Here is a 20593-nt window from a genome sequence, read left to right on the forward strand (position 1 = left end):
CCATTGACATAGGCTTCTGATTTAAGTATTGTATTCGAGTATGTTTATAATCAGGAGGTTTATATGAGCAATCAAACTACTACACATCATGTGAAAATGACAACAGCGGATCCATCTGGAATTGGTCTATTTGGATTAGCGATGGTAACACTTGTAGCATCATCTCAAAAGTTAGGCTTAACAGATGGCGTTTCACTTGTATTACCATGGGCAATCTTTTTAGGAGGATTTGCACAAATCTTTGCTTGCATTCACGATGCAAAGCATAACAATACATTCGGTACGACAGCATTTGGTGCGTACGGCCTATTTTGGTTAGGTGTTGGAATGACTTGGTTAATTCAACTTGGAGTATTTGGCGAAAAATTAGCACAAGCTGCAGATTCAAAACAGCTTGGTGTAGCCTTTATCGGATATTTGATTTTCACAATCTTTATGACGATTGGTGCAATGGAAACACATAAAGTATTATTTATGATCTTCGTCCTTATTGATTTCTTATTTATTGGTCTTTCATTAAGTACTTTAGGTGTTATGCCGCACGCAATGCATAATTTAGCAGCATATTCTGAACTTCTTATTTCATTATTATCTTTCTATGGTTCAGCAGCAGCAGTGTTAAACACACACTTCGGAAAAGTTGTTTTACCAGTAGGGAAGCCTTTTGGTATTTTTAAAAAGTAATAAAAAAGCACAGATGATTGTATAGTCATCTGTGCTTTTTTTATTTATTCCTCTATTTGTGGGCTGTCTGAAAAATCCTGATTGGTGAGGGCTCATTAAAGTTTCACTTTATTTGAAATAAGTAATGTGAAATGTAAATAAAAGTAGAAAAAATCAATTGAAATTGATTCTCATTATTAATATAATGAGAATGAGAATCATTTATTGTTAGAGGGGGATGCCAAAGTGGCAAAAATTTTAATAGCTTATGCAAGTATGTCAGGAAATACAGAGAGTATTGCTGATTTAATTAAAGTTAGTTTAGATGCTTTTGATCATGAAGTAGTATTGCAAGAGATGGAAGGCATGGATGCTGAAGAATTATTAGCTTATGATGGAATCATTTTAGGATCTTATACGTGGGGCGATGGTGAATTACCATTTGAAGCGGAAGATTTTCATGAGGACTTAGAAAATATAGATTTAGCTGGGAAAAAGGTAGCGGTATTCGGATCAGGTGATACGGCGTATGAACTGTTTTGTGAAGCGGTAACGATATTTGAAGAACGCCTTGTAGAACGAGGTGCAGAGCTTGTACAAGAAGGGCTGAAAATTGAATTAGCTCCAGAAGATCAAGAGGATGTTGAAAAATGCAGTAATTTTGCAATTGCATTTGCTGAGAAGTTCTAAGAATGGGAGTGTCAACGTGGAGACGATGTTAAGTGCAACTGCTATTACAAAGTTAAGAGATGGAAAACTATTGTTAGCTACTACATATAATGGCTTATTTGTTGAACAAGACGGAGAATGGAAACGAATTTTAAATGGTTTTCAAAAACGAATTAGGGATTTACATAGCGAAGATAATGTAGTTTATGGTGTAGGTGACGAAGGGATTTTTATTCGTAGTATGAATAGTGGAGAGAACTGGACAATTCAGCGTTTTCCAACAAAAGCAACAAGTTGGAATGTATGTAGCAATGTACAAGGAACTGTTGTTGCTCATGGAGAAAAAACGCTGTATCTTTCTAATAATTTCGGTTCGACATGGGAGACTATTCATCCGTTTCTTGAGTATGGCAGTGCGGCACCGTCTATTCGATCATTATTTTTATATAAACATTACTTATTTATTGGTACGAAAATACATGCTAAGTATGGTGGTGTTTGGCTCTTTGATTTGAAGACACGTAAATTAAAGAGGATTAAAATTACGATGAATCAAATGATCTCTGCGTTGACTTTACACAATTCTTATTTAGTAGCGGCAAGTGGATCGTGCAAGGGAGTTAGCGGGAATATTTCTTATTGTAAAATAGATGACAGTATTGCGAGTGAAAAAATATATTGGCATACATGTCAAAGTGAGCAGAAAGCAAGTAGTTATTTAGACTTAAGTGTAGACCAACATGTCTTATATACAACTTCAACACAAAATAAGGCGGGTATTAGTAGTGTGTGCCGTGTACTTCTTGACGAAGGTATTGTTACAGTATGTGATTCAGTTAAAGGACACGGATGGCGCATTGTTAATCAAAAAGATGGTTATGTAGTAGCTGGATCAGGTGAATTAAAAGCAATGCAGTGGGAACAAAAAATAATTTAAGAAAAAACTTTACTTTTATTATATTGATATGATATAGTATGTTTAAACCATTTTACTTTTAATAATATAGAGATTTAAATGAGCTGTAACTTCCGAGGAGGATAGCAATGTTAAATCTCCTCAGGGGTTGCAGTTTTTTAATATCTGGCTTATTATTGTAAGGTGGTTGAAAATGAATATGTACATATAGGTACATTGTAGGAGGATTTTTTTCATGCAAAACGGTAAAGTAAAATGGTTTAACTCAGAAAAAGGTTTCGGTTTCATCGAAGTTGAAGGCGGAGAAGACGTATTCGTTCATTTCTCAGCTATCCAAGGCGAAGGCTTCAAAACTTTAGAAGAAGGTCAAGAAGTTACTTTCGAAGTAGAACAAGGTAACCGTGGACCTCAAGCTACTAACGTAAACAAGAAGTAATTTTTGAAAAAAGAAGGGCTCGCCCTTCTTTTTTTTGCATTTTTATAGATGTCCTCCTACTTACATATCATAATAAGACTGAATTTTCATTTATTTATTCGAAGGATTTTTGTATAAAGTACATGAATAAATAAATACTGAAAATAGAGTGTTTGTGTGAAAAAGGAATTTAGAAAGAGGTAAATAAATTGAAAAACGCTACACATTTCATTGTGTTTGATATTGAGAGGAATTTCAGACCGTATAAATCAGAAGATCCGTCAGAAATAGTTGATATCGGAGCTGTAAAAATAGAAATAGGTACAATGAAGATAATTGAAGAATTTTCGGAGTTAGTAAAACCAAGTGCACGATTAACTCGTCATACAACAAAATTAACCGGTATTACGAAGACAGATTTAATGGCTGTAGACAAATTCCCTCAAATTATAGAGAAATTTATTCAGTTTATCGGAGAAGATTCTATATTTGTTTCATGGGGAAAAGAAGATTATCGCTTTCTATCTCATGATTGTACATTACATGGTGTTGAATGCCCCATTATAGAAAAAGAAAGTAGAATTGATTTGCAAAAATTTGTTTTCCAAGCATATGAGGAATTGTTTGAACATACGCCAAGTTTACAATTTGCGGTAGAACAGCTCGCTTTAACGTGGGAAGGGAAACAGCACCGTGCTTTAGCAGATGCCGAAAATACAGCAAATATACTTCTTAAAGTGTATAGCGAGAGAGATATTAATAAGCGATACAAAAGACATGGTGAACTTGAACTTGTAAAAAACGGAAAACTAACAGAAAAAGCGAAAAAAAAGATGCGGAAATGGGTGTTTAAAGAACTAAAGAAAAATACAGAACGCCCTTTTGAATGGAGTACATTTGAAAGTAGTGACACGTGGGAAAGTATAACGGAAAGATATTATATAAGTGAAAATACAGTAGAACTCCTGAAAAAACATTTTCGTACGGCAGTGAGAAAAGCGGAACGACAGATTAGGTATTTGGCTGAGATGGAGGAGAATGTAGAGGTTAAATGACATTCTCCTCTATTTCTAGCTACATAAATTTAACATCATTATACTGATGGATGAATAAAGTATTCATATTAAATAGGAATTGATTTGTTGTGATTGGGCCATTATAATTGCTTTGAAAATTAAGGGGTGGTAAGAATTTTTAAATACATTCATAAAATTAGAGCCCATAGAAATGAAAGAGGGTAGAGTTAAATGGAAGCAATCTTTAACATTGTAACAGTTTTAGTTTTGGGGATAATATTTGCCACGCGATCAGCAGTAATTATACTTCCTTTCATAGCAAAGAAGAAGAATTGGAAAAAGCTTAATATATCTTTAAAGCGTGGTGTATTAAAGGTTAAAATCGAAGAATAAAATATGAGTTTTATACAAGGGAGGTGTGATAGTGATAGACTTGGATATTAAAGATGTCACCGTACAGATGGAATTAAACGGTGTCTTTTGGAATGAGGATGGGGTTGCTGAAATGACGGTGACTACAAAAGCTGAGTATTCTCTTCTTCTTCGTTTAGTAGTTGACTTAAAAAGTAAAACTATTAGGGCGACAAGTGCCGACATAGTAAATGGATTCTGCCCTCTGTGCAAACAGAAAAAGGACAAATGTAGTGAACTTAATGACCTACAAAACAAAATGGGAATTTTAGAAGAAGCCTACGATTGGGTGAGAGAGCATCCGGAATATCGTTTTCAATTATCTTTTTACGAGTATAATAAATTTGAGGTAGTGAAGTGAAGTTTTCATTTTACCAACATACATAGTGACTACTCTAATGGAAATACGCTTGTACAACAAGGAAGGAATTTACTGGATTCTGCAACAAGTGTTATCTTGGATTAAAAATAAATATTTTTGTTATAAAGCAGAAAAACTGATTCTTAGTAGAATCGGTTTTTTATATAACTATAAAATATGTCCACAATAAAAGAGCGCTTATTAAAAGCGCTCGGTAAAAATAGTTATATGGAAGGATTTATTCAATCCCGTTCGGATCATAAGAATATTGCTGCTTATTCTCAATCCGCTCAATCACATCTTGCAACTCATCCGGCTTCAGGAATTCAATAGGAGAGAAGCCTTTCTCAAACGTAAGTGTATCAGCCTCAATCATTAATACGTATCGGTCATTTACCTTCGCAATATGTATTTGATCCCCGAAATCAGCAAGCAAAGCCTTCACAGAGATATGATCTGCTTTTAGTTTTAATTCCACTTCAGGAGCGTGCTCGACGATTTGAGCGGTAGCTTCCATTACTTCTTCGGTTGAAAATTGTTCCATAATTTCCCGCTTCGGACTGGCAGCCCATACTTCCATCGCTTGGTCGAATTGTTCGCGTTCTTCCGTACCTTCTTCAAATACATCTTCAATTTGGTCGTATACCATGTCCATTACCTGTGTTTTCATAATTTCAGGCATAGAGCGTTCATATTCGACGAATTTTAAGAAGTCTTCAAAGTAGCGGGCATGTGATGCTTGGTGTATTTTTAGTTCGCCTACTTCAACCATACCTTCTTCAGGCATGTACGGATATTGGATAGATTTCATATTCTTTGTTGTGATGGCCATTTCAACGTTACGAATCAGTGTTGATTCATCAGAAATAGAAGCAACCTTTGGTTCGAAGTCGCATTTCATTACGAATACAAATGGATCATCAAAGTATTTGCGTAGTTTTGCCTGAGCAATTAAAAATACACCACCGCGTACAGCGCTTGTGTCAAGATATGTATAAACGAGAGGTTCGCTCATATCTTTAAAGTTGTCCTTTGTTTCTGCAAAGCGAATACGATTAAAAAGGTTGTAATGAGGGTTTGAATCAAGTTCGTGCCCTTCCTCTACAATAAAGCGACCAATCTTTGTTGGGGCTTGTTCTGTTTTTGCATGACGTTCTACTTTTCGCTTCGATATTTTTAATAACTCACCATTCAAAAATTCTTTTAAGGAGCTATCTTCATATTCTTCAGCGTCTAAAGTTTGAAAATGTTTGTAGCGTTTATCAACTGCTTCACCTTTTCCTTCTACTTGTACAACATAAAAGGAAAGATAATTTATTTCAAAATCCATATTTATCACCTTGTTTCATTTCATTAACTCTTATCAGTATAGAGATGGAAAAAACTTTCGTCAATTTATATAAGGAAGGGGGAGCCCCTTCCTTATATAATTTTTATTTTCTTGATTAAAATCCGTCTTCTAATGCTGCGAATGGAATGTTTAGTCTGTTTTCTACTGTACGTAAACGTTGGTTTAAGCGGTTTAGTCTACGTGTATGGCGCTCAACTGTATTTTCTAGTTGACGTACTCTTTGTTCAAGCTCATTTACGCGTCTTTCTAATTGACGATTTCCAGTGCCAGGAAAAGAGATTGGAAGTTGGAATTGTCTATTTTGGTCATATGGATTCGTTTGCTCTGCTTGATCTATATTAGATTGATATTGTGCTTGTAAGTCATACTGTGGTTGTTGGTACGCATATTGATTATATGGATCATATGGATTGTAGGGATACATAATAACATCCTCCATTTCTTTAAAATAGGTTGAATTCACCATAATGTATGTGCAAAAGCGGAGCGGTGGCACGGCAAATACCTATTTATGTTGACGGGATTTCTCTTTATCCCGCATTAACGGGCAGTAAGACCCCACTGATTAAAGTTTCACTTTATAAAAAATAGCTTGAGGGTTTTTGATTTGTATTTCTTTTGCTTGATGGTATATACTGGATAAAAGAGAGAGTTTACATAAAAGTTACAATTCTATCAAACTCAAACTTTTATGTAAATATGTATAGACATTTATAAAAGAAAAGAGTAATTTATATAGAGTGAAAAATAACTTGTAACATTTTATAAACATATTGTAAAATGATTGTAACAAAACATACATAAAAATGAAATAAATACATAATAGTGATGTTGGGGAAAGGGAGAGAGTATATTGTTCCGTAAAGTAAAGGGTATATTAGTTGGGGTGTTATGTGTAGCTGTAGTGAGTGGCTGTGGTGCAAAAGTAAGTGATGTTGCATTGGTAAGTGATATTGGTGGGCACACTGTAGAGGCTAAAGCAGAAGTGCAGGATACTATTAGTTTAGTTGATGGTCGAACTGGTACTGAAGTGAAAAAATTAGATTTATCTGGTTTAGGCTATTTTGAAGATGAAGCGAAATTTAAAAAGTCTGTAACAAAGGTTGTTGGTGAGGTTGGAAAAAGCGTCGACAAAAAAATGGTTCCTTCACGTATAGCACCTGATGGAAGTTGGCAAGAAGGAAAACCTTCTTATGAATTAATGGAAAAAGAATTAGTAGATAAATTGTTAAACGTTGGTATGTGGGATGCTACGTATCAGTTGCCGATTGTGGAGAAAAAACCAGTCGCAACATTAAGTGATGCGCAAGGAAATGGTACGGTAATTGGTAGATATGAAACGAACTTAGGTGGTTCAACAGGTGGCCGTATTGAGAATATTCGTTTGTCAGCAGCGAGCATAAATGGAGTTGTGTTAGCAAAAGGAGACCGTTTCTCTTTTAATTCTTTAATCGGTGATACAACACCAGATAAAGGATATCAATTAGGGAAAGAAATAGTTGATGGTAAATTAGTAGATGGATATGGCGGTGGTGTTTGTCAAACATCTTCAACTTTATACAATGCAGCAGATCAAGCTGGCCTGAAAATGGTGGAGAGAACTACACATTCTAAAACGGTAGGTTATGTTCCACAAGGAAGAGATGCTACAATTGCATATCCATATTTAGATTTAGTATTTGAAAATACGAATGATGCACCTGTGAAGCTTTATATGGGCATTCAGGGTGGAAAGCTAGTTGCTGAAGTACATAAAATGAGATAAGAGTTATAAAGCCCCCTTTTCTGAAAGTTAGAAAAGGGGGCATTTTATTATGAAAATAAAAATGTATGTAAATTCTGACTTTTCTTATTTACATAGGATGATTTTAGTTGTATCCTTCATAGTAACGGTTATATGTAATGGGAAAATATAGGGATAAGGAGATGAGGTTATTCATGGTACAAATTCATCCGAAAACACGTATTGGTCATGTTGAATTTAAAGTGAAAGATTTAGAGCGTCAAATTGCTTTTTATGAAAATGTTGTAGGCTTAGAGGTAATTAAGCAAGAGGGAAATAAAGCATATTTATCTGGAAAAGGTGGAAAGAACGCGTTACTTGTTCTTGAAAAGTTAGAGGACGGGGTACTGCAAGAACCGCGTACGACTGGTATATATCATGTAGCCTTTTTAGTTCCGACTCGTGAAGCTTTTGCTTCTGCGCTATTTGGGGTTCTTCGTAATAAGAATGTAATTGACAGCCCGGATGAGCAAGAAGGGCGTTATACATATTCAAATGAAATTTTACCAATTTCAAGGTTTAATAGTGCAAGTGATCATACATATAGCGAAGCTTATTATTTGCAAGATTTAGAGGGGAATGGTATTGAAATTTATGCAGACCGACCGTGCGATCAATGGGGAGAAGGGCCAGGAGGAAGTACACCACTTGATTTAAAAGAATTGGCAACACTCGTTGATTATGAGTTTGATGGTTTGCCTGCTAATACTGTCGTTGGGCATGTACATTTACGAATAGCTGATGTAGAGAAATCACATGAATTTTATGTGGAAACAGTAGGTTTTGAAGTACAACAGCGTGAAGAGGATTGCTTATTTATTTCAGCAGGGGGATATCATCACCATATTGGTGCAAATACGTGGAACGGAGTAAACAACCCACACCCACCAGTACATGCAACTGGGCTAAAGGTATATGCGATTGTACTACCGTATAAAGAAGCGTTAGATGAAGTGAAAGAAAGATTAATAGAAAAACAACATGAAATAAATGAAACTACAAATGGGTTTGTGGTGGTAGATCCAAGTGGTATTACAGTGCAGTTTGAAATAGAAGCATTGTAAAATAAGCGAGAAAGTGTATAATCACTTTCTCGCTTATTTGTGATTATTCATAGCTCAATCCAATATCTTCTTACTACATTCCCATCTTCCTCAGTGAAATCATCATCACGAATCCCGCCGTTATGCAAAATCGTTTTTTCAGAAGCGGTATTCACTGCGTCGCAAACGACAAGTACTTTCGTGATGTCTAACTCCTTCGTTTTTTCTAATGATAATGCTAGTAACTTCGTAGCATAACCTTTTCTTCTTTCAGAAGGGCGAATGCCATAACCAATGTGACCGCCAGCGTTAAATAAATGTTTGGTTAAACTATGACGTATATTAACAGCTCCCACAATTTTATTTTCATCTGTAACAAGCCAATATGTAGAGTCTGGTACCCAAGTTTCAGGGATATTTATTCCGTTATGCGCATCGAGAAGTTCTTGAACCATAGCTGGGAAGTTGGCAGGATTTTTTGAGATAACCCACGGGATCATTGTTTCACCGCTATCTTTCCATTCGTTATAGAAATCTAAGTATTCTTCTTGTAAATCAGTAGTAGGTGTGAGTAATGAGACGTTCATTGTTAGTAAGCTCCTTTATTTATATAGTTTTTATAAAAAATTACGATACAAAGTGAAAGCGTTTTCTGTAATTTCTCAACCTAATTTCATGTAATCCATCTTTGTTTTTTAGAAAATTAGTGGAGGTTTAAAATTAGAAGTTATTTATTTTATGTTAATATTTAAAATATTAACATAAAACGGTCGGAGTATTAAGTATATTTTAGCGGTATCCCTACATGTAAATAAAAGGATGTTTGTGATAATTTTTGTTTTATCTATCTATAATGAATGAAAGGGGGAAGTGCCCGTGAGTGTAGATTTTGATTTTATTATACGAATCGGTGTTGCTGGCTTGTTAGGAGCAATGATTGGTATTGAAAGAGAAATTCGATCGAAAGAAGCTGGATTAAAGACTCATTTCCTCGTAGCGGTAGGAAGTGCGTTAATAATGGTTGTTTCGAAATATGCCTTTTCAGATATTGTGTTTGAAGAGCATATGTCTCTAGACCCAAGTCGTATTGCAGCACAAGTCGTTAGTGGAGTTGGTTTTTTAGGTGCAGGCACAATTATTATTCAAAAGCAGGCGGTGAAAGGATTAACGACTGCGGCTGGTTTATGGGCTACTGCCGGCATAGGATTAGCAATTGGAGCGGGAATGTATGTAGTAGGCATTGTAGCGACGATTCTCGTTTTAATTGGTTTAGAAATTGTAAGTCGTATTTTTAAGGTGCAATTTTTATTTCCACAAAATATAACAGTGCAAATGTTTGTAAATAAACATGAAGCGGTACAACAAATATTAGAAACACTACAAGTGAAAGGCATCCCAATACTCTCATATGAGGTGGAAGCTTCACAGCAAGGTACAGAAACTGTTTATAAGGTAGGGATGCAACTGAAAAATATATCGTCAGAAGAAAAGAATGAGTTTATTCAGCATATGCAAACATTACCGGAAGTTACATTTATAAAGTTAAAATCATAGTGTTGAAAACGAGGATAGATGTAGCAGGAATTTTGCTATTATCTATCTTTTTTTGATATAAAATGCACGGAAAGTCAAGCGTTAATTTTATATGGAATGGATACATGTGTGAACGTTACCTTATTTTTTTCTCAATACAGGACAAAAAGTAAAAATAGTAAAATAATGGAGCGGGACACTAAAAATGTAAGGTAGGGGAGAGCATGAAAGGCTATTCAAAGAAAATGTTAGTAGGGGTAAGTTTTGCTAGTTTAATGTTAGGGAGTTTTCAAGGGGTAAGTTTGGCAGAAGATACTAAGGGAGAGCAAGTTTCTTATCGAAATGTGCTCAAAATGGAGCCAGTCGGTGTACAACTACCAGTACAAGAATTAGCTCATTCATCGAAAGTGCTCGAAAGCAAGTCTTTTGAGAAAAGGTTACAATTTGCCGATTTATCACAAAGACCACCTGAGGTGAAAAAAGAAAGTAAGCAATTAGCTGTAGCGAAAACTTATACAATTGCCGAATTAAATCAATTAAGCAATCAGCAGTTAGTAGATTTACTTGTAACAATTGATTGGGAGCAAATTACGGGGCTATTTCAGTTTAATACAGACAGTCTAGCATTCTATCAAAATGATAGTAGGATGCAGGCGATTATTGATAAATTGAAGCAGCAAGGACAAGCCTATACGAAGGATGATTCAAAAGGGATTGAGACATTAGTAGAGGTAGTACGTTCAGGATTTTATTTAGGATTTTATAATTCGGAACTTAGTAAATTAAATGAACGGAGTTATCATGATAAATGCTTACCTGCATTAAAAGCGATGGCTAACAATTCAAATTTTAAGCTGGGTACATTAGAGCAAAATAGAGTGGTATCATCATACGGAAAGTTAATAGGAAACGCTTCGAGCGATGTGGAAACGATAACATCGGCTGCAAAGATTTTTAAACAATATAATGATAATTTTTCTACATTAGTAGATAATCTTTCAGCTGGAAATGCTATTTACGATATTATGCAAGGTGTTGATTACGACATTCAATCGTATTTGTACGATACGAGGAAAGCACCAAAAGATACAGTATGGTATCAGAAAATAGATAGTTATATTAATGAATTAAGTCGTTTTGCATTAATGGGAACGATTACAGCAAAAAACGGTTGGCTTATTAATAATGGCATTTATTATACAGGTAGACTCGGTATGTTCCATAGTACAGGAACGAAAGGGTTACAAGTTGTAACAGATGCGATGAAAATGTATCCGTATTTAGGGGAGCAATATTTCGTAGCTGCTGAGCAAATTGCAACGAATTATGGCGGAAAAGATGCAAATGGTAAAGTGGTGAATTTAGATCAAATAAGAGAAGATGGAAAGAAAAAATATTTGCCAAAAACGTATACGTTTGATGATGGGGCAATTGTTTTAAAAGCTGGAGATAAAGTGACAGAAGAAAAAGTAAAACGTTTATATTGGGCGGCAAAAGAAGTAAAGGCACAATTCCATCGTACGGTTGAAAGTGATCAACCTTTAGAAAAAGGAAATCCTGATGATGTATTAACGATGGTTATTTATAATAGCCCAGCAGAATATCAATTTAATCGTCAATTGTACGGTTATGAAACGAATAACGGTGGTCTTTATATAGAAGGAACAGGTACGTTCTTTACTTATGAGCGTACGCCAGAAGAAAGTATTTATAGTTTAGAAGAATTATTCAGACACGAGTTCACGCATTATTTACAAGGTAGATATGAAGTACCAGGGTTATGGGGACAAGGGAAAATATATGAAAATGAAAGATTATCTTGGTTTGAAGAAGGAAATGCTGAATTTTTTGCAGGGGCAACGAGAACGGATAATATTGTACCGAGAAAGAGTATTATAGGAGGATTATCTTCAAACCCAGAGGAGCGTTATACGGCAGAGCGAACGTTAAATGCAAAGTATGGAACGTGGGATTTCTATAATTATTCCTTTGCTTTACAATCGTATATGTACAATAAGAGATATGATATGTTCGATAAAATACATGATCTTATTAGGAAAAATGATGTAACAGCATATGATGCATATCGCTCTACATTAAGTAAAGATGCGAATTTAAATAAAGAATATCAAGACTATATGCAAATGCTAGTTGATAATCGTGAGAAATATAATGTGCCATTAGTATCAGACGATTATTTAGCGAATCATGCATCGAAGCCAGTTTCAGATATTGCAGCAGAAATAACAGCGGAAGCAAAATTGAAAAATGTATCAGTGAAGAAAAATAAATCACAGTTCTTTAATACATTCACACTACAAGGAACATATACAGGAACTGCAGCAAAAGGAGAATATGAAGATTGGAAAACAATTACACAAAACGTTAATGATACGTTAAAACGTTTAAGTGCAAAGGAATGGACAGGCTATAAAACAGTAACAGCATACTTCGTAAATTATCGCGTGAATGCATCAGGACAATTTGAATATGATGTTGTGTTCCACGGTATTAATACAGAAGAAGGTGCAGAGAATAAAGCACCAGTTGCAGTTATAAACGGTCCGTATAGTGGAAATGTAAATGAAGCAATTTCATTTAAAAGCGACGGATCAAAAGATGAAGACGGGAAAATTACTTCGTATAAATGGGAGTTTGGTGATGGAGCAGTAAGTAATGAGCAAAATCCAACTCACGTATATACAAAAGAAGGAACGTATACAACGAAATTAACGGTAACAGACGATAAAGGAGCAACTAATACTGCTACAGCGACTGTAACTGTTCAAAAGAAAGAAGATAACAGTGTAGAAAAAGAACCGAATAACTCATTCCAAACAGCAAACAAACTGCAGTTAAATCAAGTCTTACGTGCTAGTTTAGGAAATGGCGATACAAGTGATTTCTTTGAAATTAATGTGGAGACTGCTAAAAACCTTCAAATTAACGTAACGAATGAAAATAATATCGGAATGAACTGGGTACTTTATTCTGAAGCAGATTTAAATAATTATGTTACGTATGCTCAGCAGCAAGGGAATAAACTAGTAGGTAGTTACTACACGTATCCAGGGAAGTATTATTTACATGTGTATCAGTATGGCGGGGGGACAGGGAATTATACGGTGGAAGTGAAGTAGTAAAAAGGGAGTTGTCTTTTTCAATGAATGGCACAAGGTCTGTACTTTAATGGAAAAACAACTGTAGGAAATGTCTATAATGATAATAACAAATTAAGTGTCGAGAGATGTTATATTTACATTAAACCAATCTAATCAGTAAATGAGATAAAGTCGATGAACTAGTATTTCATCACGATGTAAGAAAAGTTATAAATATTAAGTGTTTTTAATTGAATTAAACTAAAGGATCAGAGTATATCTGTAACAATAGATAAGCTCTGATCCTTATTATTTTTAATTAATACACATGAATTTAAGATAATTAATAAGTAAGCTAGCGCTAGCGGGATTCTTAAAATTCATTTATGTAATTAACTAAACAGAAAATTTTTATCGCATTAGTAAGGGATACTAATAGAAAAGCGTGTCCCTTTACCTAAGTTACTCTCTATCTCTATATCTCCGTTTAATTCTTTAATAATACTATAAGCAATCATAGTACCAAGCCCAGTTCCTTTTTCTGTTGTTGAATAGAATGGCAAAGCAATTCGTTTTATTTGTTGAGATGACATCCCAATTCCTGAATCAATAATATCAATTATGATATTTCCTTTTACTTTTTGTATATTTATTTGTAATAATCCACCATTTTTCATAGCCTCAATTCCATTTTGGATGATGTTGTTTAGACAGAGTTTGAATTTTTCGGGGTCCCCATTTATATAAAAGGAATCTGTACTATTTTGTTTGATTTCAACTTTGTATGATAGAGCGAGTGGTGAAATAGTATCTTTCACCTGATTTAAAATGTGATTAATATCTATTTTCTCTTTTAGGGTGTTCTGTGGTTTGGTTAAAGATAAATAGTTATTAATAGTAGATTGTATTTGCTGCATTTCAATTAACATGATTTCTAAGTATTGATCCTGAGATAGCTTAGAGGCATGTTTTTCATTTAATAATTGAGTGAATCCATGTACCGTGGTTAGTGGATTGTGGATTTCGTGTGCAATTGACGCTGCTAGTTCGCTAGCTATATAAAATTTTTCAGCCCGTTGTAGCTTTTCTTTCATTTTATATTTCTCGATCATTCCCTCTATTAAATAAACTGATAATAATACTGTGAAAATATTAATGATTATGTAATTTAATAAAAATTCTATGAGAGTAGAGTCTATTTTCCCTCCTGTATGTATTTGAGTTACAATACCGCAAATAGAAAGTGAAGTTGTACATACTAAAATAAGGAGTAAGCTTAATAATACTTTTTTTTCTTTAACATACATAGGTAATAAGTAACGAAAGAGCATTGTTATACCAAAAATAATAGTGAAGATAATAAATGATGGAAGAACGCCATTTCCGCCTAAGTAAAACCGATAAGAAAGATATAAAATTCCTATAAAAACAATGTTTTTTGTATTTCCATATAGAAAAACTAATATTATAGGAATAAAACGTAAATCATAAATAAATCCCACATGTAAATGAAAAGGAAAAGTCATACAAAAAATAATAGCAATGGAGGAAAGGATAGAAAATAATATATTATTACATGTTGTTTTTTCTTTAAACTCTAGCCAAAATACGTGATAGCTAAGGATACAAATTATTATAATAAAGGTATTTAATAAAAGAGTAGAAATTCCCATAGTTTTGCATCTCCAATAGTTTGTAAGTAGAATTATGTATGAGTTGGACATAGATGTTTAGTATTAGTAGACTTTTTATCTAAAAAAGGAAGGGTACTTGAAAAATGCTGTTATATTACTCGTATTAAAATTGATAAGGAAAATAGAAAAAATCTATTTAAATTTATGTACATATGAAATTATAAACTAACTTTTGTATAGGTAAAATTGGGATTGAGTTACTGATAAAATAAGGTTTTTTAAGTATGAATATTCTGTAAAAATGATATACATGGTGACTCCTGTTTTGTAGCCTTCGTTATATTAACATGGAATATATCAAATTACAAAGTGAAATTTTAGAAAAATTTTATTAGTACATTTTATCTGAAATAGAAATGCTATTTATGTGAGTATTTTGGTACTTACTCGTATAAAACTTTGTTAGAAAAAGACTTTAAAATTCACATGTTTTTTATGAAGCGTAATATTGTAGCTTTATCTATGTGGGTTTCTCAATAACTATTAAGGTGAAAAGTTAAGATATATAGGTTTATAGATATGAATTATTACATAAAAACGTACTTGGAAAAGGATGTATGATGGTAATAGAATACAAACATCAAGGGGGAACTTAAAATGAAGTTAAATAAACTAGTGCTTAGTTGTGGAGTAATTTCAGCATTAACACTTGGTGTGTTAGGGAATAATACTTATGCTGAAGAAGTACACAAAACGAATGATCCAATTCATGTAGTTGAACATGTTTCTGCAGACTTATTATTAACCCAAACAATGGATTATAGTGGCGAGGCTGAAACTTCTTTCGTATATGATGGGAGTACTGACTTAAGCTTCTCTATGAAAAATAATGGTCAAAATACAATGGGATATAGTGTAAAAGGTCCAAATACAGAGCTAATTGTTGGTGGTTATATAAAACCTGGAGAACAACAAATTAATGTTACAAATGTACGGAATGCTTTATCTCCATTACCGAATGGAACATATAAAATTTACGTTTCAAATGATGATGGTTCTAAGGGGCAATTCCAAGTTTCAGTAAGATCTATGAATTAAATTTAAAACGCTTTGCTTTTAAGTTAATTTAATCTTTACTTATTGGAAAGAAGCTAAATTGAATTGAGAATTACCGATAAAAATGAAAACGAGCACCTTATCTAATTGTGAGAGGGTGTTCGTTTTTTGCTATTAAACAGAAAACAATTATAAATACATTTTGATATTTCCATTGCTAACCTACTAGATTGTGTCAACGAGAGAATGTCTACTATAAAAGATATCAAAATAAAGATGATGTAACATTCCGCTAAATTATATGGGGAAATAGAAAAACCACTCTTATATGAGTGGTTTTTAGTAATTATTTTTAGGTTATACATTTAAAATTAGGCTAAGTTATAGAAATAATAAACATTTAATCCGTTGTTATTATTTTGGTTCTGGATAATGATTGTAGTATGAGATTCTAATAAATTCTTGGTAGACATTTGTTAATTTGGCATCTCTAAGAGCATCGTTGAATTTTTGCATACGTACACTCCCTTGAGCGTAGCCTCCACCTGGAGTATAAGGGTTTCTTGCTTCAAAGTCATCCAAAAATACTTTTAATTTTTTATAGTCTTGAGATTGATAGAAAGCCACGGCCTCTTCAGGAGTGACATCAAAGTAAGAGGATGACGTTGAGTTATAAGAAGCTGCTTGAGCAGTAGGTGCCTCTAGCATAGTTGCAGCTCCACCGAACATAGTAAGCGCCATAGAAGATACAATAATTTTTTTTAACATAATAAAACCTCCATGTAGAATATTGGATTAACAGTAACCCTGTAATCATTGTAGTTACATTGAAAATGATTATCAAATGCAATGTTGCATAATGTATCCCGCTATTTGTGGGCAGTAAGACTCACGCCCAAAAATTCAATGAAAGTAAAGAAGTTAGATGGGGATCGAGCTGAATAAAGTTTTACTTTATTCTTTAAATGAGGAGTCACCCTTATATCTCAATGAAGGAGCGTAATAGAGAATTAATAGATTAAAAGAGGTGTATAAATTATTCGGATTAACCAGAAAATGAAAAGGCTATTTTTAATAGGGGGAAAGCTTAATAACTGAAGTGAAGGAATTGCTATTTATATATTTAACATACATATTTGTCTTTTAACTTGTAGGCGTGTTTTAGAATTTGTATATAGTAAATTCGTTAAAAAACTTGATAAATAATAAAATGTGTAAATTTTTTGACTATTTCATTAAAATTATTTAATATTTGTAATTTATTGTTTTATAATGATAATCGGGTCGATCGTGAATGTTTTAGATATTGCGATATATACTCGGATTAATTTATTCTAGGGAGGTTACAAAATTGGGTAAGAGAGTCATTATAAGAGTTTTTACATTATTATCAGTACTGGCATTATTCCTTAATGTATTTTTACCTAGGGCTAGTGCAGAGGTTATGACGCATGAGAAATATTCAATGGACTGGAGTTATAGTAATAGTCTAGGTAAGTACATTCGCACTGAAATGATTAAAAATTCAAGTGGTCAAATTGCTTATTGCTTAACTCTTGGATTAAAATCACCAAATGGTGAAGATCTTCCTGAAATGGGGAAAACAGATAATGTAGTATATAGAGTCTTATTAAATGGTTTCCCACAAAAAAGTGCTGAACAGCTGGGAGTAGCTAATAAAAATGAAGCGCATTATGCAACGCAACTTGCGGTTTGGAATGCATTAGGTCAACTCGATGTAAATGAATTAAAACATGAGAATAAAAATGTTGAAAAAGCAGCTAAGGCTATTATTAGTAATGCTAATAATAGTGAAGAGACTCAAGATGTTTTTATGAATGTGATTCCTGCTGAAAAGCAAAAAGCAGAATTAAAGGGTGAATTCTTCGAAACAAATCTATATTCAGTACAAACAAATGCTAAGAGTGGTTCTTATAAGGTAGTAGCGAAAAATGCACCTAATGGAGTTAGAATTGTTAGTGAAAATGGAGAAGTGAAAGATCAGCTTTCAGTTGGAGAAAAATTTCGTATCCAAATTCCTAAGAATACAAAAACGGGTGAATTTAATTTAAGTGTAGCTGCTAATTTAACTAAAGTTCAAGCAATTGCTTACCGTGGTACGGATACTGTTCAGAACGCTACAGTACTATTAGAAAGAAATGAAGAAAAGCTTAGTAGTGATCTTGCAGTAAATTGGGAAGCAGCTGGTTCTTTAAAAATTAAAAAGGTTGGAGAAAATGGAGAAGTTTTAGCTGGTGCAGTATTTGAGGTCTTTAATGCAAATAATGAATCAGTTGGAAAAATCACGACTGGTGCTGATGGTATGGCAGAATTAAACAACTTACCAATTGGTATTTACACATTAAAAGAAATTAAAGCACCAACAGGCTATGTTTCAGATGATAAACCACAAACTATTGAAGTTAAGACAGGAGAAACAGGAGCTGTCCAAATAGTAAATAACAAAGTAAAAGGTAACATCGAAATTAAAAAGCTCAGTGATTCAGGAAAGGTTTTACCAAATGTTGAATTCACAGTCTTTACTGAAGATGGAAAAGAAGTGCAAAAAGTAGTAACAAAAGAAAATGGAATTGCAAACGTTGAAGGTCTTACGTATGGTAAGTATTATTTCTTAGAGACAAAAACACCTAATGGATATATTGGAAATAAAACAAAGTATCCTTTTGAAATTAAAGAGCACAATAAAACACTTACTTTTACAGTGGAAAATACCGAAGTGAAAGGTAGTGTAAAATTACTAAAAGTAGATAATGAAGATATTAGCAAAAAATTAGAAGGTGCAGTATTTGAATTGAAAGATGAAAGTGGAAAAGTAGTTGGGGAATATAAGACAGATAAAAATGGCGAGATTAACGTCAAAGATTTAGCGTATGGTAAATATTCATTTGTAGAAAAGGCTTCTCCACATGGTTACGTTCTTGTTAAAGAACCAATTATGTTCGAAATAAAGGAACATGGGAAGATTATTGAGTTATTGGCAGTTAATCATCTTATCAAAGGTGATCTAGAAATTACAAAGGTAGATGTAGCTGATGGAAATAACAAGCTTCCAAATGCAGAATTTACGATTTATAACGAAGCAGGAAAAGAAGTAGTAAAAGGAAAAACAGACGATAAAGGAATCGCTAAATTTGAAAAATTACCATTTGGAAAATACACATATAAAGAAACTGTTGCGCCAAAAGGTTATGTATTAAATGAAGAAACGTTCTCTTTTGAAATTAAAGAGAATGGTCAAATCATTAAACACATTGTCAAAGATGAAAAGATTCCTTCAATAAAAACAACAGCTACTGATAAAACAGATGGTACAAAAGAAATACACACGTCTAAGTCTGTAACAATCCAAGATAAAGTGGAATACAAAGACCTACAAGTAGGTAAAGAATACACTTTAAAAGGTAAATTAATGAATAAAGAGACTAATAAACCATTAGTTGTAAATGGAAAAGAAGTAACAGCTGAAACGAAGTTTACACCAAAAGAAGCAAATGGCTCTATTACATTAGACTTCACATTTGATGCAACTGGTTTAGAAGAAAAAGAGGTAGTAGTATTCGAAGAGTTATTGAAAGAAGGAAAAATTGTTACAACACATGCTGATATCAATGATAAAGGTCAAACAGTTAAGTTCGTTAAGCCATCAGTAAAAACGACAGCAACAAACAAAGCTGATGGTGGAAAAGAGATTCATTCAAAGGATTCTATCACTATTCAAGACAAAGTGGAGTATACTAACTTAGTTGTAGGTAAAGAGTACACTGTAAAAGGTAAACTAATGAACAAAGCTATTAACAAACCATTATTAATTGATGGAAAAGAAGTAACAGCTGAAACGAAGTTTACTGCAAAAGAAAAGAACGGTTTTGTAACATTAGACTTTACTTTTGTTGGTGCTGAACAGCAAGGAAGAGAAGTAGTCGTGTTTGAAGACTTATTACATGAAGGTCAAGTAATTGCAACACATGCTGACATTAACGATGTAGGTCAAACAGTTCGATTTGTAGAACCTTCTATTAAAACGACAGCAACAAACAAAGCTGATGGTTCTAAAGAGTTAGACGCTTCTAAATCTGTAACAATCCAAGATAAAGTGGAATACAAAGACTTAATCGTGGGTAAAGAGTATGTTGTAAAAGGTAAACTGATGGATAAAGCAACAAACAAGCCATTATTAGTTGATGGAAAAGAAGTAACAGTAGAATCTAAGTTTATTGCTAAAGAGAAGAATGGTTCTATCACACTAGATTTCACATTTAATGCTTCTGCATTACAAGGTAACGAAGTAGTAGTATTTGAAGAACTGTATCAAGATAATATATTAGTAGCTATTCACGCTGAAATTGAAGATAAGGAACAAACAGTGAAATTTAAAGAGGTAAAGCCGGAACAACCTAAACCAGAACAGCCAAATTCAGATAAAAATACTCCAACACCAGAGCAGCCTAACGAGCAAGTAAAAGAACAACCACAACCTAAGCAAGAAATTCAATCTAAAATTGGATGGTTACCGCAAACAGGTACTAATCTTACAAGTTGGATCTCTATGGCTGCAGGCGCATTACTGTTAATTGTTGGTGGAGTGATTTTCTTAAAACGTAAAAATGCATAGAAATTAAA

General features: G+C 33.5%; 18 protein-coding genes. 13 read left to right on the top strand and 5 right to left on the bottom strand.

Features of this window, described 5'->3' with window-relative positions; genetic code table 11:
* Positions 1-63: 63 nt before the first annotated feature.
* From DN400_RS22895 to DN400_RS22920, 7 genes are all read left to right on the top strand, one after another.
* Positions 64-684 (top strand): acetate uptake transporter, encoded by a 621-nt coding sequence (locus DN400_RS22895; RefSeq protein ID WP_000070938.1) that lies wholly within the window; start codon positions 64-66, stop codon positions 682-684.
* 225 nt (positions 685-909) lie between these two features.
* Positions 910-1353, top strand: a complete 444-nt coding sequence (locus tag DN400_RS22900) for a flavodoxin (RefSeq protein WP_001062759.1) — start codon at positions 910-912, stop codon at positions 1351-1353.
* Between the two features lie 16 nt (positions 1354-1369).
* A complete protein-coding gene (locus tag DN400_RS22905; RefSeq protein ID WP_000449499.1) occupies positions 1370-2269 on the top strand; it encodes a WD40/YVTN/BNR-like repeat-containing protein in 900 nt (299 codons plus the stop codon).
* Between the two features lie 214 nt (positions 2270-2483).
* Positions 2484-2684, top strand: coding sequence for a cold shock-like protein CspB (cspB, locus tag DN400_RS22910; RefSeq protein WP_001179150.1), 201 nt, complete (start codon positions 2484-2486; stop codon positions 2682-2684).
* A gap of 188 nt (positions 2685-2872) precedes the next feature.
* Positions 2873-3718: an exonuclease gene (locus DN400_RS22915; protein ID WP_065229172.1), complete on the top strand. Its 846-nt coding sequence runs from the start codon at positions 2873-2875 to the stop codon at positions 3716-3718.
* Between the two features lie 192 nt (positions 3719-3910).
* The gene (locus DN400_RS29620) at positions 3911-4072 is read left to right on the top strand and encodes a hypothetical protein (RefSeq protein WP_080477938.1); all 162 of its coding nucleotides are present in this window, start codon (positions 3911-3913) and stop codon (positions 4070-4072) included.
* Between the two features lie 31 nt (positions 4073-4103).
* Positions 4104-4451, top strand: coding sequence for a hypothetical protein (locus DN400_RS22920; RefSeq protein WP_000566112.1), 348 nt, complete (start codon positions 4104-4106; stop codon positions 4449-4451).
* Positions 4452-4689: 238 nt separating this feature from the next.
* On the opposite strand, the gene DN400_RS22925 is transcribed toward DN400_RS22920, so the two are convergent.
* Entirely contained in the window at positions 4690-5781 is a 1092-nt protein-coding gene (locus DN400_RS22925; protein ID WP_000345035.1) for a DUF3900 domain-containing protein, read from the bottom strand.
* 115 nt (positions 5782-5896) lie between these two features.
* Complete coding sequence (locus DN400_RS22930) at positions 5897-6226, bottom strand: hypothetical protein (protein ID WP_000283707.1); 330 nt, start codon at positions 6224-6226, stop codon at positions 5897-5899.
* 429 nt (positions 6227-6655) lie between these two features.
* Here DN400_RS22930 and DN400_RS22935 point away from each other — a divergent pair, with 429 nt between their 5' ends.
* The gene (locus tag DN400_RS22935; RefSeq protein ID WP_000488980.1) at positions 6656-7567 is read left to right on the top strand and encodes a VanW family protein; all 912 of its coding nucleotides are present in this window, start codon (positions 6656-6658) and stop codon (positions 7565-7567) included.
* A 173-nt stretch (positions 7568-7740) separates the two neighbouring features.
* Positions 7741-8649, top strand: coding sequence for a VOC family protein (locus DN400_RS22940; protein WP_147801949.1), 909 nt, complete (start codon positions 7741-7743; stop codon positions 8647-8649).
* A gap of 47 nt (positions 8650-8696) precedes the next feature.
* On the opposite strand, the gene DN400_RS22945 is transcribed toward DN400_RS22940, so the two are convergent.
* Entirely contained in the window at positions 8697-9215 is a 519-nt protein-coding gene (locus DN400_RS22945; RefSeq protein WP_065229170.1) for a GNAT family N-acetyltransferase, read from the bottom strand.
* Positions 9216-9504: 289 nt separating this feature from the next.
* Here DN400_RS22945 and DN400_RS22950 point away from each other — a divergent pair, with 289 nt between their 5' ends.
* Positions 9505-10182, top strand: coding sequence for an MgtC/SapB family protein (locus DN400_RS22950; protein ID WP_098675372.1), 678 nt, complete (start codon positions 9505-9507; stop codon positions 10180-10182).
* A gap of 203 nt (positions 10183-10385) precedes the next feature.
* Complete coding sequence (gene colA, locus DN400_RS22955; RefSeq protein WP_065229169.1) at positions 10386-13301, top strand: collagenase ColA; 2916 nt, start codon at positions 10386-10388, stop codon at positions 13299-13301.
* A 380-nt stretch (positions 13302-13681) separates the two neighbouring features.
* Here colA and DN400_RS22960 read toward each other — a convergent pair whose 3' ends face one another.
* Positions 13682-14935 (bottom strand): sensor histidine kinase, encoded by a 1254-nt coding sequence (locus tag DN400_RS22960; RefSeq protein ID WP_063548274.1) that lies wholly within the window; start codon positions 14933-14935, stop codon positions 13682-13684.
* Positions 14936-15553: 618 nt separating this feature from the next.
* Between DN400_RS22960 and DN400_RS22965 the strand changes: the two genes are divergently transcribed.
* Positions 15554-15994, top strand: a complete 441-nt coding sequence (locus tag DN400_RS22965) for a hypothetical protein (RefSeq protein ID WP_071714644.1) — start codon at positions 15554-15556, stop codon at positions 15992-15994.
* 372 nt (positions 15995-16366) lie between these two features.
* Here the strand turns inward: DN400_RS22965 and DN400_RS22970 are convergent, their stop codons facing one another.
* Positions 16367-16720, bottom strand: a complete 354-nt coding sequence (locus tag DN400_RS22970; protein WP_000913814.1) for a hypothetical protein — start codon at positions 16718-16720, stop codon at positions 16367-16369.
* 583 nt (positions 16721-17303) lie between these two features.
* On the opposite strand from DN400_RS22970, the gene DN400_RS22975 reads away from it, so the two are divergent.
* Complete coding sequence (locus DN400_RS22975; protein WP_097997811.1) at positions 17304-20585, top strand: VaFE repeat-containing surface-anchored protein; 3282 nt, start codon at positions 17304-17306, stop codon at positions 20583-20585.
* Positions 20586-20593 lie beyond the last annotated feature (8 nt).

It is taken from the genome of Bacillus sp. AR8-1 (assembly GCF_008042345.1).
In the GTDB taxonomy this organism is placed as follows: Bacteria; Bacillota; Bacilli; order Bacillales; family Bacillaceae_G; genus Bacillus_A; species Bacillus_A cereus.